Origin of the sequence: Chryseobacterium oryctis, assembly GCF_025971925.1 — a bacterium.
Lineage (GTDB): Bacteria > Bacteroidota > Bacteroidia > Flavobacteriales > Weeksellaceae > Chryseobacterium > Chryseobacterium oryctis.
Map to the genome: position 1 here is coordinate 273,800 of NZ_JAPDHV010000002.1, position 17,071 is coordinate 290,870.

21 protein-coding genes are annotated in these 17,071 nt (G+C 31.2%); 5 read left to right on the forward strand and 16 right to left on the reverse strand.

Going from position 1 to position 17,071, the window contains the following annotated elements:
- Nucleotides 1-40: 40 nt before the first annotated feature.
- From OH806_RS04970 to OH806_RS04980, 3 genes are all read right to left on the reverse strand, one after another.
- The gene (locus OH806_RS04970) at nucleotides 41-550 is read right to left on the reverse strand and encodes a hypothetical protein (RefSeq protein ID WP_264742566.1); all 510 of its coding nucleotides are present in this window, start codon (nucleotides 548-550) and stop codon (nucleotides 41-43) included.
- A gap of 161 nt (nucleotides 551-711) precedes the next feature.
- Nucleotides 712-1,422, reverse strand: a complete 711-nt coding sequence (locus tag OH806_RS04975; protein ID WP_264742567.1) for a hypothetical protein — start codon at nucleotides 1,420-1,422, stop codon at nucleotides 712-714.
- 144 nt (nucleotides 1,423-1,566) lie between these two features.
- The gene (locus OH806_RS04980; protein ID WP_264742568.1) at nucleotides 1,567-3,096 is read right to left on the reverse strand and encodes a hypothetical protein; all 1,530 of its coding nucleotides are present in this window, start codon (nucleotides 3,094-3,096) and stop codon (nucleotides 1,567-1,569) included.
- Nucleotides 3,097-3,206: 110 nt separating this feature from the next.
- On the opposite strand from OH806_RS04980, the gene pepT reads away from it, so the two are divergent.
- A complete protein-coding gene (gene pepT, locus OH806_RS04985) occupies nucleotides 3,207-4,445 on the forward strand; it encodes a peptidase T (protein WP_264742569.1) in 1,239 nt (412 codons plus the stop codon).
- Nucleotides 4,446-4,693: 248 nt separating this feature from the next.
- Here pepT and OH806_RS04990 read toward each other — a convergent pair whose 3' ends face one another.
- From OH806_RS04990 to OH806_RS05020, 7 genes are all read right to left on the reverse strand, one after another.
- The gene (locus OH806_RS04990; RefSeq protein ID WP_264742570.1) at nucleotides 4,694-4,927 is read right to left on the reverse strand and encodes a hypothetical protein; all 234 of its coding nucleotides are present in this window, start codon (nucleotides 4,925-4,927) and stop codon (nucleotides 4,694-4,696) included.
- A complete protein-coding gene (locus OH806_RS04995) occupies nucleotides 4,927-5,055 on the reverse strand; it encodes a hypothetical protein (RefSeq protein ID WP_264742571.1) in 129 nt (42 codons plus the stop codon). Before OH806_RS04995 ends, OH806_RS04990 begins: the two co-directional genes overlap by 1 nt.
- A gap of 206 nt (nucleotides 5,056-5,261) precedes the next feature.
- Nucleotides 5,262-5,948, reverse strand: coding sequence for a hypothetical protein (locus tag OH806_RS05000; protein ID WP_264742572.1), 687 nt, complete (start codon nucleotides 5,946-5,948; stop codon nucleotides 5,262-5,264).
- Between the two features lie 215 nt (nucleotides 5,949-6,163).
- Nucleotides 6,164-6,655 (reverse strand): hypothetical protein, encoded by a 492-nt coding sequence (locus OH806_RS05005; RefSeq protein ID WP_264742573.1) that lies wholly within the window; start codon nucleotides 6,653-6,655, stop codon nucleotides 6,164-6,166.
- Between the two features lie 123 nt (nucleotides 6,656-6,778).
- The gene (locus tag OH806_RS05010; protein WP_264742574.1) at nucleotides 6,779-7,144 is read right to left on the reverse strand and encodes a hypothetical protein; all 366 of its coding nucleotides are present in this window, start codon (nucleotides 7,142-7,144) and stop codon (nucleotides 6,779-6,781) included.
- Nucleotides 7,145-7,346: 202 nt separating this feature from the next.
- The gene (locus OH806_RS05015) at nucleotides 7,347-7,664 is read right to left on the reverse strand and encodes a hypothetical protein (protein WP_264742575.1); all 318 of its coding nucleotides are present in this window, start codon (nucleotides 7,662-7,664) and stop codon (nucleotides 7,347-7,349) included.
- Nucleotides 7,665-7,762: 98 nt separating this feature from the next.
- Nucleotides 7,763-8,125, reverse strand: coding sequence for a hypothetical protein (locus OH806_RS05020; RefSeq protein WP_264742576.1), 363 nt, complete (start codon nucleotides 8,123-8,125; stop codon nucleotides 7,763-7,765).
- 218 nt (nucleotides 8,126-8,343) lie between these two features.
- Here OH806_RS05020 and OH806_RS05025 point away from each other — a divergent pair, with 218 nt between their 5' ends.
- Complete coding sequence (locus OH806_RS05025) at nucleotides 8,344-8,595, forward strand: hypothetical protein (protein WP_264742577.1); 252 nt, start codon at nucleotides 8,344-8,346, stop codon at nucleotides 8,593-8,595.
- A 54-nt stretch (nucleotides 8,596-8,649) separates the two neighbouring features.
- Here the strand turns inward: OH806_RS05025 and thiL are convergent, their stop codons facing one another.
- A complete protein-coding gene (thiL, locus tag OH806_RS05030; RefSeq protein ID WP_264742578.1) occupies nucleotides 8,650-9,711 on the reverse strand; it encodes a thiamine-phosphate kinase in 1,062 nt (353 codons plus the stop codon).
- 78 nt (nucleotides 9,712-9,789) lie between these two features.
- Nucleotides 9,790-10,281, reverse strand: coding sequence for an acyl-CoA thioesterase (locus tag OH806_RS05035; RefSeq protein ID WP_264742579.1), 492 nt, complete (start codon nucleotides 10,279-10,281; stop codon nucleotides 9,790-9,792).
- 114 nt (nucleotides 10,282-10,395) lie between these two features.
- Here OH806_RS05035 and OH806_RS05040 point away from each other — a divergent pair, with 114 nt between their 5' ends.
- The gene (locus OH806_RS05040; RefSeq protein ID WP_264742580.1) at nucleotides 10,396-11,607 is read left to right on the forward strand and encodes a BaiN/RdsA family NAD(P)/FAD-dependent oxidoreductase; all 1,212 of its coding nucleotides are present in this window, start codon (nucleotides 10,396-10,398) and stop codon (nucleotides 11,605-11,607) included.
- Between the two features lie 141 nt (nucleotides 11,608-11,748).
- On the opposite strand, the gene OH806_RS05045 is transcribed toward OH806_RS05040, so the two are convergent.
- The 3 genes from OH806_RS05045 to OH806_RS05055 all read right to left on the reverse strand — a co-directional run bounded on the left by OH806_RS05045 (nucleotide 11,749) and on the right by OH806_RS05055 (nucleotide 13,340).
- Entirely contained in the window at nucleotides 11,749-12,123 is a 375-nt protein-coding gene (locus OH806_RS05045; RefSeq protein ID WP_264742977.1) for a ribosomal maturation YjgA family protein, read from the reverse strand.
- A gap of 67 nt (nucleotides 12,124-12,190) precedes the next feature.
- On the reverse strand, nucleotides 12,191-12,844 hold the full coding sequence (locus tag OH806_RS05050; RefSeq protein WP_264742581.1) for a thioredoxin family protein: 654 nt from the start codon (nucleotides 12,842-12,844) through the stop codon (nucleotides 12,191-12,193).
- Between the two features lie 10 nt (nucleotides 12,845-12,854).
- A complete protein-coding gene (locus OH806_RS05055; RefSeq protein ID WP_264742582.1) occupies nucleotides 12,855-13,340 on the reverse strand; it encodes a TlpA disulfide reductase family protein in 486 nt (161 codons plus the stop codon).
- 123 nt (nucleotides 13,341-13,463) lie between these two features.
- Here OH806_RS05055 and OH806_RS05060 point away from each other — a divergent pair, with 123 nt between their 5' ends.
- Both OH806_RS05060 and OH806_RS05065 read left to right on the forward strand, forming a co-directional pair.
- A complete protein-coding gene (locus tag OH806_RS05060) occupies nucleotides 13,464-13,910 on the forward strand; it encodes an energy transducer TonB (protein ID WP_264742583.1) in 447 nt (148 codons plus the stop codon).
- Between the two features lie 25 nt (nucleotides 13,911-13,935).
- Entirely contained in the window at nucleotides 13,936-14,361 is a 426-nt protein-coding gene (locus tag OH806_RS05065) for an energy transducer TonB (RefSeq protein ID WP_264742584.1), read from the forward strand.
- Between the two features lie 16 nt (nucleotides 14,362-14,377).
- On the opposite strand, the gene mutS is transcribed toward OH806_RS05065, so the two are convergent.
- On the reverse strand, nucleotides 14,378-16,966 hold the full coding sequence (gene mutS, locus OH806_RS05070; protein WP_264742585.1) for a DNA mismatch repair protein MutS: 2,589 nt from the start codon (nucleotides 16,964-16,966) through the stop codon (nucleotides 14,378-14,380).
- Nucleotides 16,967-17,071: the final 105 nt, after the last annotated feature.

The following is a 17,071-nucleotide window of genomic DNA, read 5'->3' on the forward strand; positions in this document are numbered from 1 at the left end:
TTATATAATCATAAATATCTAAATCTCATGATAATATATTTTACTTAGAATCATTTTCTTCTCTAAGCTCCTTTATCTCCAAGCTAACATCATAGATTATAATTTTGTATCCTATATAAGCATCTTCTTTGCTTGGAATATAGATGTCGTAGTAAGCATTTTCATTTATCTTCGAAAAATGATTAACCCTTCTTGCTATAGCTTGCCTTGTATCATAGATATCAATACTTCTAGCTTTTAATAAAAACGCTCTTATATCTGCAAAGCTATGTTTAAACTTTTCTTCATAATTAGTGATTTTAATTACCTTCCCATTTGCATCATATTCATAGCTTTTATTTATAGATTCTTGCCGAAAAGTTGTAGACCATCTTCTCAACCTTCCCATATAATCATATTTTTTCCTGATTACAAAAGGACTCCATTCTGTTGAAATTTCTTCTAAGTATTCTCCATCCGAATCAGGAGAATCTCTTTCTGGCAAAGTATACCTTTGTCTAATATTTTTACCATTTTCTATAAAATCAAAATCATAGCGTCCTAGTTTCATTCTTCTTTCATCATATTTTTTTATATCAAAACAACATGTACTATCTATAACACGTCCTTTAGATAAAGTAATATAGGATTTTTTTGAAGTACATGAAATTATAGTTATGCTCCACAAAATCACTATAATTATGCATTTTTTCATCTCAATTGTTTTGTTTTTTACTTAGAATCATTTTCTTCTCTAAGCTCCTTTATCTCCAAGCTAACATCATAGATTATAATTTTGTATCCTATATAAGCATCTTCTTTGCTTGGAATATAGATGTCGTAGTAAGCATTTTCATTTATCTTCGAAAAATGATTAACCCTTCTTGCTATAGCTTGCCTTGTATCATAGATATCAATACTTCTAGCTTTTAATAAAAACGCTCTTATATCTGCAAAGCTATGTTTAAACTTTTCTTCATAATTAGTGATTTTAATTACCTTCCCATTTGCATCATATTCATAGCTTTTATTTATAGATTCTTGCCGAAAAGTTGTAGACCATCTTCTCAACCTTCCCATATAATCATATTTTTTCCTGATCACAAAAGGGCTCCATTCTGTTGAAACTTCTTCTAAGTATTCTTGCGTATCTGCTTTCTCCTTATCAGGAAAGATTGTCCATTGCCGAACTAATGTACCATCAGAGTTTTCTTCTTCGTTTTGAGCATCGAATCCTGGTCTTTTGAAATTCTCTTTAAACAGTTTTTGTTTATACGAATTGGCTTCAAATTTCTTGATATCAAAACGAGAACTATCCAATATTATTTTTTTTTCTGCCTCTATTACCAAATTGTGACTTATTGAATTTATAGATGTTTTTGCATTACAAGAGAATAATAAAAAACTATAAATAATTATTGAAAAGGAGAGTATTATTTTCATATGTATATTTTGTAGTATCAAAAATAGTTAAAATTACACATATTCTCATACCTTCCTTTTAACTTTAGAAAACATCAAACCTTCTAGGTTTATCATGAATACACTTTTTTCATGTTGAACTTAAGCCATGTACCTAGAATGGGACTATTGGGGATCATTTTCTATCCTAGGTATGTTTGTGTTAGCTATTTTCCACTGCCATCTCCATAACGTCTCCCTTTCTTCCCCATCTAAAGTGCCGTCTGATTCCACCGCTCTGTAAGACATGTAATTATCTGTTGATTTTTCTTCAAAAGTACACAGGATTCTTGATGTAGGAATTGGGTTTTCATCCATATGAGTATGATAAACTCCTAACCCATGTAAAACTTCATGAGCCAAAGACGTATCATCTTTTCTTTGGGTACTATACAAACTTTTGAAAAGCATTGCCGTATTTTTGTCTATTCCTTTTACCTCTCCTTCCAAAGCATGATTGTCTTTAAAAATAGGAGAACGAAAAGTTTTAAAAGAATCTTCTTGAAAAGCAAATACTGTAAAAACATTAGTATTAAGATATTCCTCATCAATCTGTTCATTTAAGTTTTTGTAGAAAATGCTCTTTAAAAAAAACTTATTCTTTGAAATATAAAGTTTTTTTACATAATCATGACAATCAGTATAGTCAGAAGAATGAAATATTCCTCCGTCTGTCCATTTTACATCAGGCGAAGTATTACGACAGATATATTTTCCGTATTTATCATTTCCAAAGTTATCTTTTATAATTTTAAAATTTTCATCTTTGCTTAAATCAAAAGGTACTTTTTCATCATAAAAAATATGCGGCATAATCAAACACTGATACATTGCTTTTCTTAAAGTGTCGGTCTCTTTAGGTTGTATATTACCTGTAAATTCTTCATCTTTTATTTTAGTTTTCACATTTACAAGAGCAAAATTTACAGTTTTCCTTACTTTATCATCGTTTTGCAATACTGTGATTTTACCCGCCAAAGATTTTTTGTATTTCTTATCCTGTGGATAAGCGTAAATCCTAATTTCTTTATTACTATCCAAATCTTTTTTGCAGGTAATGGTGATTTCTTTTGTTTTGGATTGACGTATTCCTTTTTCTGCAGATTTATCAGCAAGTGTTTTGGGAGTGACATCAAAGAGTGTAGTATCATATTCAAACTCTAGGACAGAGTTTCTGGCAATTTCTACTATGGCAGACAAGGTAATACTAAACTGAGGCTGAGTAATCTCTTTTGGAAGTTTCATTGCTTCCACAGTTTCTTTTGAAAACATTGAAAGATATGGAACTTGATAGTTTCTTAGTTCTCTCTCTTTTTGACTTTTTCTAGATACCATATTAATTGGAATTTCCTCATACATATCTAAAAAACGATTAATTGCTTCTTCTGGTTTTAAGTTTGTTCTACCGTCTTTGTATCCACTTTTAATAAAGTATTTATACGTTATACCATAAGATTGACCATTATCTTTTTTTCGATACCAATCAAAGCCAAAACTTCCATCGTAGGTTTTATGCACTGTTCTAAACTCTACTACTGCATGCAAAAAAGGGATTTCTTCAGTCTTGTTTTTCAATGAATTATTATTCAATATTCCTATTGGATTACTAAGTGATAAAGCTTTCACAAAAGTAAATCCATCATAAATGTTTCTCATTTCTAATTTTTTAATCAAAACTATTATCAGGAAGCGACAAAACTTGTCATATTAAAAAATTTTTCTATCATTTAAATTAAACTTAAATTTGCTTAAATAATATTTAGTTTATGAAATTCAACCAATTGTGGAAAGAAAAATTACTGAACCGTTTTCTTAATTATGTAAAAATCTATTCAACAAGTGATGCTGAAAGCGAAACCACGCCTTCTACAGAAAGACAGTGGAATATCGCCAACTATATTACTGAAGAACTGAAAACGATAGGTCTTGAAGATGTTTCGATTGATGAAAATGGTTATATCATGGGATATGTACCTTCAAATCTTGAAAATGATGATAAACCAACTATTGGATTTATTTCACATTATGATACTTCACCTGATTTCAGCGGAGAAAACGTAAATCCTCAAATTTGGAAAAATTATGACGGAGGTGATTTGGTTTTGAATAAAGAAACAGGTTTTACTCTGTCTTCTTCAAAATTTGAAAGTTTAAAAAAATATATCGGTCAGACTTTAATTACAACTGACGGAACTACACTTTTGGGAGCTGATGACAAAGCGGGTTGTGCCGAAATTGTAACGGCTGCAGAATATTTAATTGCTCATCCTGAAATTAAGCACGGAAGAATTGCTGTTGGATTTACTCCTGATGAAGAAATCGGAAGAGGAGCACACAAGTTTGATGTTGCTAAATTCGGAGCTGAATTTGCGTATACAATGGATGGCGGAGAAGTTGGGGAATTGGAATATGAAAACTTCAATGCAGCCGGAGCAGTCGTGAAAATCCACGGATTGAGTGTTCACCCGGGGTATGCTTACGGAAAAATGATTAACGCAGCTTTATTGGCTTCTGAATTTGCTCAAATGCTTCCTGCAAACGAAACTCCGGCTACCACAAAAGGTTTTGACGGATTTTATCATTTAATGGATTTAAACGCTGATATTTCTGAAGCGAAACTTCAATATATCATCCGTGATCACGATGCCGATAAATTTGAAGCCAGAAAAAAATTCATGGAAGAAAAAGTTGCTGAATTTAATGCAAAACATGGTGATGGTACTGCCGAAATTGAAATTAAGGAGCAATACAGAAACATGAAACAGCAATTTGAAGGCAAAATGCACATTATCGACATCGCTGCTGCTGCAATGAAAGAAGCTGGAATTGAACCTAAAATTAAGGCTATTAGAGGAGGAACAGATGGTGCACAATTATCTTATATGGGATTACCTTGTCCGAATATTTTTGCAGGAGGAATTAACTTCCACGGACCTTACGAATATGTAGCTTTGGAAAGTATGGAGAAGGCAGCTGAAGTGATTATAAACATTGTAAAAGCTTAAAAATAAAAATAGATTTTTCCATAAAACTAAAAATAGGCTGTCTCACTTTTGAGACAGCCTATTTTGTTATTAACTAATTTATAAAGTGACTTCCAGCTTAAAGTCACAGACCTTATGCAGCAATTTTTTATTGTTAGCTCAAAGTTATAAACTTTGCGCAACGGGGATAAAACTACTTTAGACTATTGAAAGTTCCTTTCTTATTTTTGAAATTTCATTAATTAGTTCTTTTTTGTACTCGCTAATTTCTATATTTTGAATTGATGGGAAATTATGTGATTTAGCATCAAAATAATAAGCAATCTTTTCAGTGAAATCATCTTATCTTCATTATTTTCCAGATATTTCTCTATTTCAATTAACTCTTCTTTATTTAAATACTCTGTGGGGTCTTTCACATAAAAGCCATAATTTATACTGTCTTCTTTAAAAGCCTTTTCTATTGCGGGTATAAAAATTTTATAGAATTCTTTTTTATTCATTACCATTTCCTTTTTCCTGTAGGATCTTTTTCACACGGTCTATGATATTTTAAATTATTACCTTTCCCCGCTGCCCCCGCTGCGCAAAGTCTGTGACTTTGAGCTATTATAGCATAATCTTCTTTCATCTTTTTCTTTTTATTATAAATGTAAAACTTTTTGATGAAAAACCACTGAAATACATAAACCATTGCTTAAAAACAGTGGTTTATGTGTTTTATCTGCAAGGTATAAACCTTACAAAGCTGATGTATTAAATACCCACTTAAAGTCACAGACCTTATGCAGCAATTTTTTATTGTTAGCTCAAAGTTATAAACTTTGCGCAGCAGAATCAATAATCTATTTCTTCATTGTCTTCTAGCACATTTTGAGCAAAGTTTTTGACAATTTCATTTATACTTAAAGAGCTTTCAGTAATTAATTCAGGATATATATCATATACTTTTTTTGCTATAATTACTCCGAAAATTTGATTTATACTCTGATCACTTTTTATTAGTTCCATAATTGAGTCAAAATCTAATTTATTAAAGTTTAATAAGTTTAATAGCCCGTACTTCATTGTTTCGTTGTTTACCCCACTATAGTACTTATAACAAGCTTGAATCTGTTCATTATTCGCCATAGATATAAAATACATTGCAGAATCAATATTATCAATATCTTCTACTTCTACTATTTTAGTAACATAAACAAATTTATTATATTCTCTTTCATAGGAGCCCTTAAATATAGCTTCTAAAAGATAATAAAAATTCAATTGTTCATTCACTTTTTTTAGTAGTGGTATTAAATGTAATATTAAGTATGAACACTGTGATGAAGTTAGTTCAGAAGCTATTGATATTCCAATATTATATATATGTGGATCATCACTTTTCAATATTAAAATCAAAACCTCTAAATCTAATCCTTTCTGAAACTCTTCTAAGAGTTCATATCCCTTAAATTTATTATTATTAAATTTTATAGGATTGTCAAAAAGTTCATTTACTAAATTTTCTGCTTTGTCATTCATTTTGCTCTCTTATTCTCCCGCTACGCAAAGTTTATAACTTTGAGCTATTATAGCATAATCTTCTTTCATCTTTTTCTTTTTATTATAAATGTAAAATTTTTCTGATGAAAAACACTGAAACACATAAACCACTGCTTAAAAACAGTGGTTTATGTATTTTATCTGCTAAAAGCTATAAACTTTACAAAGCTGATATATTCACATCCAGCTCAAAGTCACAGACTTTGCGCAGCGTGGAGGTTGTTTATATTTCTCTTGATATCATTTATAAAATCCTCCTTAGTAATAATCAATTCAGAGTCTGAAATATCAGTATCATTTAAATACTTTAAGTCGAATTGCTCAGGATTATGTGCATTAATTTGCCATCCTGTAATCTCTTGAGTACTCCCATACCTTACAGAAAGTACATTTTCATCTAATGCATTTATTAAAAGGAAACCAATATACTCATCTGATAAATCAATTGGAAAAGCAACAGTCTCACCTTTATTCAGGGCTTCTGTTCTCAAAATCCAATATTTAAAATTATCTGTTAAACTTAAAATAACCTTCTGCTTATTCTCTAAATTTGGCATAAAACTCTTATCAATTAAGAAATAATATGTATCCAATATTTCCTCAACATCTATTGTTGGAATATTTAGATATAAATCTTTATGCCATTCATTCTCTTCTGAAAAATTTAAGGATATTAAAATATTCATTATATGGAAGATTATTATTTCTGCATTTCAATACAAAAACTTAGCCACTCAATGACCATCTATTACGTTTTGAATTTGCCCCTGCATTCCCGTAGAATTTATGTTATGAAAGTCTCTTTACTTTTAATCCACATAAGTATTAATCAAAACACTTAAATCATATTTCTTAGAATATTCACGAACTATTTCAAGCTCCTGAGTTCTATCATCCTTTAAAAAATTAATCAACTCCCTATTTAAAAAGTTTAATGATTCATAATTGTAAACTGTTAAAAAGTTTATTAATAAATGTAATGGTCTATTCTCAAAATCTCGTAAATTATTATTACCAATTAAATATTGTCTAAATGTTTTAAAAAAAATATACAACTGCTCATTTCTACTCCCAGCAATATAGCCTTCAACATATCTAAAATAGTCATTACTATCTTCAATAAAGAACAAACTTCTTCTTTTAATAATATAAAAAATAAATTCTAAACTTTCCATTTTCTAAGTCGTAAATTATGGCGTTAATCATTAACCTCTTTGCCTTTTCATTATAAATGTAAAACTTTTTTGATGAAAAGCCCTCTGCAAATAACCTCCTGCTTTTAAGCAATCGCTTATGTGTTTTATCTGTTAAAAGCTAAGCTGATATGGTTACAATTTCCAGCTCAAAGTCTGTGACTTTGAGCTGGAAGGAGACGCCTTATTGATACTGAATTAATAAATTTTTTTTTGAAACAAAATATTTGTCTTTGTATTGAAAAACAAAACCATTGGTATATATTGTATCAATTTCTTTATTCTCATATTGCAATATAAGCGGTTGCTTCTTATAAAATTTCCAAATACCATCACTATGTTTTAATATTCCTATCAAATCAACTAAATTATCCTTATCCTTTTCTTCAATAATATGGTTATTATAAGTTATTTTATATATATTTTTTAAATTGACTTCGTTATGTAATTCACCTTTTGAATTACAATTTAATAGCAATAATAACAATAATACATTTTTCATATCTTTTTATTTGTCCCACTGCGCAAAGCCCTGCTATGCAAAGTCTGTGACTTTGAGCTATTATAACATAATCTTCTTTCATCTTTTTGTTTTTTTATTTAATAGCCATTATTTAGCTCAGTAATGAAACTTTTGGGGTTATCATTCGAATATTTTATCCATATAGAATCTCCAACCTTTTTATTTGTAGGCTTTTGCATTCCATCAGATCCTCCTATTATGGAATTACCTATTTTAAATTTGACAAATATATGATGTCCTTTATATAGGCTTATTCTTGTTATAACTCCTTTGGTAAAAGAATAATCTATATTTATTTCTTGTATTTCTTTTTGCCTATTATTTGACATGTAATAAACAAAAAGTATAAATAAACTGAGCATAACAATCATTACAAATGCAAATTGAATATACTGTTTCCTTGTAATTTTGGATTTATTTTTTTCTTCTATATCGCTCATACTTACCTACTCCTGTTTTTTCTTTAATTTTATCTGAAAAATCCTTCTAATTGCTCTATTAATAATCTCGCTATACAAAGTTTATGACTTTACACCAACTTACTCCTGATCTCTTATAACATATAACTTTCTTTCATCTTTTTAATTTTTAAATATACAAAACTAAACATACCATTTTTTCACTATTTTTAGAATACAAACTTTAACACCAATTTACTATGAAAAACTTCAAAAAACTTTTAAGAAAAGATTTATCCTCAATTCTTGGTGGCGGCCCTGGCAACTGCCATATGAACGGAGATTCCGCTTATTGCTGGACAGATTGTGAATGCACTTTCGGTAAAGCTTGTGAAATGGCTGATGATGGAAACCCAGGACAATGTGTTTCTGTTGGAGGGGGAGGAACAGGAGGTGGGGGAACTTACTGCCCTCCTGGAGATCCTAGATGCACAGATCAAGAACCTTATTAAAAAACAAAACCACTACCGAAGAAGTAGTGGTTTTCTGCATATAAGTAATTTAATCTATTCTTTATTATTTCCTAAAAAAGCATTCCAACCTTGCGCTGTTAAAGCAACTAATTGGTTAGAACCTCTTGCCACCATAAAGTTTCCTTCTTCCTTTTCAACAACATGACCGATAATGGTAAAATCCGGGTGATTTTTAATCTTATCAAAATCGTTTGGAGAGATCGTAAACAGCAATTCATAGTCTTCTCCTCCACTCAATGCTGCCATTACAGGATTTAAATTAAATTGATCTGCTGTAGAGATAGTAAGACTATCCATAGGTATTTTCTCTTCATATAGTCTAAATCCAACTTTAGATTGATCTGAAAGATGGAGAATTTCTGAAGCCAAACCATCTGAAATATCTATCATAGAAGTCGGCTTGATATCCAACTGCTCCAAAATTCCTTTCACATCTGTTCTGGCTTCAGGTTTCAATTGTCTTTCTAAAATATAGTCATATCCTTCCATTTCAGGCTGCATATTCGGATCTGCTAAAAACACAGCGTGCTCTCTTTCTAAAATCTGAAGACCCATATAAGCTCCTCCCAAATCACCTGTTGCAACAAGCAAATCATTCGGTTTCGCTCCACTTCTTTTGACTATATTTTCTTCATTTTCAATTCCTATTGCAGTAATACTCATCACAAGACCGGAATTAGAACTTGTAGTATCTCCGCCAATCAAATCTACTTTATAACGATTACAAGCTGTTTGTATTCCTGCATAAATTTCCTCTAAAGCTTCTACAGGAAAACGATTGGAAACGGCTAAAGAAACCAAAATTTGAGTAGGTGTTGCATTCATTGCCGCAATATCACTCAGGTTTACCACAACAGCTTTATATCCTAAATGTTTCAACGGAACATATCCTAAATTAAAATGAACTCCTTCCGCCAAAACATCGGTTGTAACAACAACTTTTTTATTATCCGGATTGATAACTGCCGCATCATCTCCCACTCCAAGCTCCGAAGAATCGTTTGATAGAGGAAAATGTTCTGTTAAATGTTTAATTAACCCAAATTCTCCTAATTTAGAAATTGGCGTTAATTCCTGTGATTTATCTTCAAACATATTTTTAATATAAAATTTGAGTTATTAGTAATGAATAATAGCTGAAAATATAATTCAGAGTATTAAACATTAACCATTTTAAACAAGTTCCGAGGGATCAATATTATGCGGATGGAAAGGGAATTTCTTAAATTGCTCTCTTGTTAAAACCTCCGTTTCAGGAGATTTGTACTTGTTCATTGCTTCTACAACATCATCTGGTGGAGTTGTCATTTTTCTCAACATCATATCAATCCAAACGCCTGTAGCTTCTGCTGTTGCACAATGCATACCATCAGGAGTATAGAACTTATGTAAAAATCTGTAAATAGATGAATCTTCAGAACATCCATCAATTTCTACACTTACAATCACTGTTTGATCCGCATAAATCTCTTTGAAAAAAGAATATCTTTCATGCAAAATCACGGGTCCGATTCCCCAACGGCTCATCTGGGTTACCCCCATTTTTTCTTTTGTCATAAAAGCCATTCTTGCCTGTGCACAATATTGAACGTATGATGAATTTGCTAAATGTTTATTCGCATCAAGATCACTCCAACGAACTTCGAATTTATGGTAAAAAATCATTTAATTTTCTGTTTTAAAATCATTAAATTATAATCTTCAAAATTACTCAAATAAGATGGTTTATAAAAATTGTACTTTTGGAAAAATAATCTTGAGCATAAGATTGCAAATATTATGAAGCAAATAATTATTATCGGAGGCGGTGCCGCAGGTTTTTTCTGTGCATCAAATCTTGACGAAACCCAATATAAAATTACAATTCTTGAACAGAACTCAGATGTACTTCAGAAAGTAAAAATTTCTGGAGGAGGTCGTTGTAATGTAACTCATGCTTGTTTTGACCCGAGAGAACTGGTTCAGTTTTACCCTCGCGGAAACAAAGAGTTGCTAAGTGTTTTCAACAAATTTCAACCAGGAGACACAATGGATTGGTTTGAAAAACGAAAAGTTTCGTTGAAGATAGAAAACGATAACAGAATTTTCCCAGAAAGTAACTCTTCTCAAACAATTATCAATACTTTTTTGAATGAAATTCAGCACAAAAAAGTTGATGTAAAGACCAAATGTTCTGTCAAAGAAATTACAAAACAAGAAGACAAATATTTAGTTAAAACAAGTTTAGGTGATTTTGAAGCAGATTATATAATTTATACAACAGGAAGCTCTCCTAAATCACTCAAAATTATTGAAAATTTAGGCCACAAAATTGTTGATTTAGTTCCTTCGCTTTTTACTTTCAACATTAAAGACGATTTATTGAAAGACTTAGCCGGAACGAGTTTTGAGTTGGCAGAAACCTCAATTCCTAAGTTAAAAACAGAAGAAAGCGGACCTTTATTGATTACGCATTGGGGCCTTTCAGGTCCTGCAATCCTTAAAATTTCAGCGTGGGAAGCTATTAATTTGGCAAAACTTAAATATCAATTTGAAATTGAAGTTAATTTCATATCAAAATCTTTACAGGAAGCAGAAGAATTATTCCATAATTTTAAACAGTCAAACCCAAAGAAAACAATCGGACAATCGAAAATTTTTGATATTACCATTCGTTTTTGGCAAAGAATTTTAGAAGTTTCAAAAGTTGATTTGAACAAGCAAGTTGCCAATATTTCGGGAAAAGAAATACAGAAAATTCTGGAAAATTTATGCAAAAAGAAATTCCATGTAACAGGAAAATCTACCTTCAAAGATGAATTTGTAACTGCAGGAGGTGTAGATTTAAAGGAAATTAACTTCAAAAATATGTCTTCTAAAATTTTGCCCAACTTTTACATTGCCGGAGAGGTTTTGAATATTGATGCCGTAACAGGTGGTTTTAATTTTCAGGCATGTTGGAGTGAAGCTTGGCTGATTGCCCAGGATTTGAATCTTAAAAATTTTGATTAATATAGAATTACTAAAGAGCATGATTATAAAGCTTTTGTAGACTAGAGTAATGGAAAGACCTTAAAAACTTGTGAAAATTTGATTTATAATTATTAAGCACAATGGCTATTCATTTAAATGACACTTTTGGAAGATAATCTTTCAGTCGTTTATTTTGATAAATAGAGAAACGAATAAACACCCAACTACATAGCACAAAATATCAATCCAAGAGAAAGAATTTCCGATAACGATGTACATTAGGCTTCCCACTTTGAAGCCTAATTTTTCTGCAATATGAAAATATTGTGCAAATTCTATTACGCAGGAAAAAAGGAAAATACCTAGATTTAATTTCTGATTATTATTTATTTGGATCAAACTTTTCACAAAAGTATAAAGAAGAATCACTACGATTACATCTCCGAGATAAGCCCTTACAAAGAATAGATGTGAAAGTTTTGTGGCAATTAAAACTTCTATTAGGAAAAGTAAAATTGTTGCTATAAAATATTTGAGGTTAAATTTTAATTTCATCATTTTAAATGTTAATTCATAAAAAATCGGAGTTCAAAGAATTCCGATTTTTTATAAATCAAATATATTATTTCTTGACTTTTATTGTGCATCCAATTGCAACTGTTTTTGTTGTTTTTACAGTTTCACCTTTAATCAAAGCATTCACCGCATCCTGAACATAATATTCTGAAACATCATTCGGGTTTTCGTAATTATTATCGATTGCTCCGATATATTTAACGATATTTTTACCATTTTCTTTTTGAAGAAGGAAAACATGAGGCGTTTTAGTTGCTCCGTATTGAGGATAAATTTTCTGCCCCTCATCAAGCAAATAAGGAAAGGTAAAACCTTTTTGCTTGGCTCTTTCAATCATTTTATCATAACTGTCTTCCGGCTGAACATTCGGATCATTCGGATTAATTGCAATCACAGGATATCCTTGATATTTGTATTTCTTGTCAAGCTCTATAATTCTGTCTTCGTACTTTTTCGCATACGGACAATGGTTGCATGTAAAAATCACAATAAATCCTTTTGCCGATTTAAAGTCACTCAAAGAAACCATTTTCCCATCAACATTTTTTAGCTTGAAATCGGTCGCCTCATCTCCTACTTCATACCCTTTTGAAGAAGAAATTTTATCATACTGATTTACTTTATCTCTGTTGAATGTTGTAAAACTCAATGCTGTGAGTGCTACAACAAAAGCTGTCATTAAAATTTTAAAACTTTTCATAAGTTATTGTCTATAAGTATTTTGTAATAATATTTTCTAATTCTTCTTTGCTCATTTCACCATCATTAAAATGAACTTTCTCTCCGTTTTTATAAAATATCGTAACAGGAATATTTCCATCCCATTTCTTTTCAAAACGCGGAATCCAGGTATTCATTCTTTTGATATCATCCAACAAAATCACCTCAGCAGTAAGGTTTTTATTTTTGATAAACTTAATTACCCTTTCTTTATCCACAAGTCTATCAAGAGACACCAAAATCATTTTGAACTTGGGATTATCTGCATTTTTATTGTTTACTTCCATAAAATGAGGAAGCTCTTTCACACAAGGAGCACAGGTCGTTGACCAAAAATTCACGACAAGAAGTTTTTCCCCCTCTTCTTGTATTCTTTTTTCCAGCTCTTCATATTTCACAATTGAAATTACTTTTTGCTGTGCCTTAAAAATAATAACACCCAGAAACAAGATTAGTAAACTTATTAAATTCTTCATACTCAAATTTAATAATTCTTTTTCAATAAGAATTTTAACTAATTGCAGAAAAATCTCCACTCTTTTTCGCTCATATAGGTATTTAGGCTCTTTTTTTGCTGTAAGAAAACAAAAAATTGACTTATGAAAAAAGCTATTCTTTTTTTGATGTTATCATTTGGTTTTATGACATTTGCACAAAAATCAGAAACATATACCCCTGAATTCAGCAGTGTTACCAATGTTCCGAATTATGGAATAATAAAAGCCAAAATGAAGCTCGATGATGTGGTAACAAAAGCAGATACTGCTCCCGAATTTCCCGGCGGAACAGAAACTTTTAAAAGACAATTTGCCGAAAAAATGGACGTAATTGATGTAAAATCTAATAAAATCAACACCCGGGTATATTTCATTGTTGAAAAAAACGGCTATGTAAGATATGTTACCGCAACAGGTGATGATAAAAAGCACTCCCAAGCAGCAGAAATAGCCGTAAGGAGAATGTTTGTAAGATGGAAACCTGCCACTATAAACGGTGAGCCTGTGCGATATCTTTATACTTTTCCTTTAACTTTGAAGAAGTATTAAATACTATTTTTGTGCAAAACTCATTATGAAAATAATTCTATTTCTATCAATCCTCTTTAACATATTGGTTTTTGGACAAGAATCAGTAAAAGATTCAGTAATAATTGACGATCAGTTACTCCAAGAACAAGAAAACTATCAGGTTTTTCTCTACAGCACAAAATCTGCTGAATTTCCTCAAGGAATCAAAACATTTAGAAAAATGATTGCCGAAAATTTCAGAATGCGAAAAATAAAGTATTCTCAGAAAAAAGAAACATCTCAAATAATTTTTATTATCAAAAAAGACGGAACATTAACGGATATAGAAGCTATCGGAACAAATGAGTCTTTCAATCAAGAAGTCATTAGGGCGGTTAAGAAAATTAAAGAGAAGTGGATACCTGCGGAAATTAATGGGAAAAAAGCCCGTTCTAGAGTAGAAATGCCTCTAACAATAAATTTTGACTAAATAAAAAATGATTGGTTTACTCCCCAATCATTTTTTTTATTGCATTAAGCTTCATTAAAGCCTCAATCGGTGTCAATGTATTAATATCAATCTTCGTTAATTCTTCTCGAATATTTTCTAAAACAGGGTCATCTAATTGGAAGAATGAAAGCTGCATATTTTCTTCTGTCACTCTTTTTATACTTTCAGAAGAACCTCCGTTTTGGGAACGACTTGCTTCTAATGTTTTAAGAATTTCGTTGGCTCTGTTTACAACTTTTGCCGGCATTCCCGCCAGTTTTGCCACATGAATACCAAAGCTATGCTCACTTCCTCCCGAAACCAGCTTTCTTAAGAAAATAATATTCCCTTTATTCTCCTGAATAGAAACATGGAAATTCTTAATACGCTCAAAGTTCACGGTCATTTCATTCAGTTCATGATAATGCGTGGCAAACAAAGTTTTTGCCTGAGTTATATGCTGATGAAGATATTCCGCAATCGCCCAGGCAATGGAAACACCATCATAAGTAGATGTTCCACGTCCGATTTCGTCTAACAAAATTAAACTTCTATCAGAAATATTATTCAAAATGTTGGCTGCTTCATTCATTTCAACCATGAAAGTTGATTCTCCCGCAGAAATATTATCTGTCGCTCCTACTCTTGTGAAAATTTTATCTAAAATTCCAATCTCAGCATGTTTTGCAGGAACAAAACTACCAATTTGAGCCAATAGACAAACAATCGCAGTCTGACGAAGAATAGCCGATTTACCTGCCATATTCGGTCCTGTAACCATAATGATTTGCTGAGAATCTTTGTCTAAGAAAATATCATTCGGGATATATTTTTCTCCTAAAGGAAGTGCATTTTCTATAATCGGATGTCTCGCTTCTTTCAAATCAATTGCAAAACCCTCATTCAAAACAGGTTTTGTATAGCTTTCAGAAACAGCTAATTCTGATAAACCAACCGCAACATCCAATTGAGCGATAATATTTGAGTTTTCCTGAATCTGATCGATATAAATCATGGTTTCAGAACAAACTTTTCTATACAATTCGTTTTCTAAAACTCCAATTTTTTCCTCAGCTCCAAGAATCTGATTTTCGTATTCTTTCAGTTCTTCGGTAATGTAACGTTCTGCGTTTACCAGTGTTTGTTTTCTTACCCAATCACTCGGAACTTTATCTTTATGGGTATTTCGAACTTCTATAAAATATCCGAAAACATTATTAAAATCAATTTTAAGACTTGAAATTCCTGTTCTTTCGATTTCTCTCTGGCACATTTCATCCAAAAAGCCTCTTCCTTTACTTTGAAGACCTCTTAATCGGTCTAATTCTTCGGAGATTCCTTCTTTAATGACATTTCCTTTGGCTAAATTAACAGGAAGTTCCTCATTAAGATGATTTTCCAAAATTTTAATCAATTCTTCCTGATCATACAAAGGCTCTAACCAAGCTAAAACATCTGCGTGAGGATGAAGTAAAGTCTTAATTTTATGAATATTAATCAAACTTTGACGAAGATAACCTAATTCTTTAGGTGAAATTTTTTCAGCCGCCAGTTTTCCCATTAATCGGTCTAAATCTGAGATAGATTTTAATAGTTGAGAAATATTATACTTTAGATCGTCATTTTCGTTCAGGAAATCAATTAAAGAAAGCCTTCTGTTTATTTCATTAACTGATTTTAATGGTAAAATAATTCTTCTTCTTAACAATCTTCCTCCCATCGGAGTGGATGTTTTATCAATAATATCCAGCAAAGATTTTCCTTGTGCATTACTTGGATAAACAATCTCAAGATTTCTCAGCGTAAAATTATCCATCATCAGAAAATCCTCTTGTGGAATAACCTGAATTTTGGTAATGTGAGATAATAAATTGTGATGAGTATCTTCTACCAAATAGGCAAAAATAGCACCTGCTGCCGTAATTGCCAACGGTTGATTTTCAACTCCAAAACCTTTTAACGAATTGGTTTTAAAATGATTTGTCAGTTTTTCGTAAGCAAAATTATACTGATATGCCCAATCTTCTAGTTTAAAGGCATTTTTATTTTTAAGCTGTTCCGGAATCTGAACACTTCTCTGATAAATGATTTCACTAGGATCAAAAGTATTGACAATATGAAGTAGTTTTTCTAAATTTCCTTCACTTACCAAAAATTCTCCCGTAGAAATATCCACCAAAGCAATCCCGAACTTCTCTTTTTCTTTATGAAGAGAAAGCAGGAAATTATTTTTCTTTGAATTTAAGACCTGATCGTTGAACGTAACACCAGGTGTTACCAATTCTGTAACTCCTCTTTTTACGATTCCTTTTACCATTTTTGGATCTTCCAACTGGTCACAAATCGCAACTCTCATTCCTGCTCTTACCAATTTGGGAAGATAAGAATCTACCGAATGATGAGGGAAACCCGCTAATTCTATGTGTCCTTCTCCATTGGCTCTTTTTGTAAGAACAATCCCCAAAATCTGAGAAGTTTTAACAGCATCTTGCCCGAAAGTTTCATAAAAATCTCCTACTCTGAATAGTAAAAGCGCATCAGGATACTTTGCCTTGATGGTATTATACTGCATCATTAACGGGGTTTCTTTCTTCGCTTTTGCCATTAAAATATTTGTTAAAATTCGGATGGTAAAAATATGAAATAAAATAGAAGGATTAAAATGCTTAAGATTATCTTAATTACATTTTAACCCCTCTATTTTTGATTT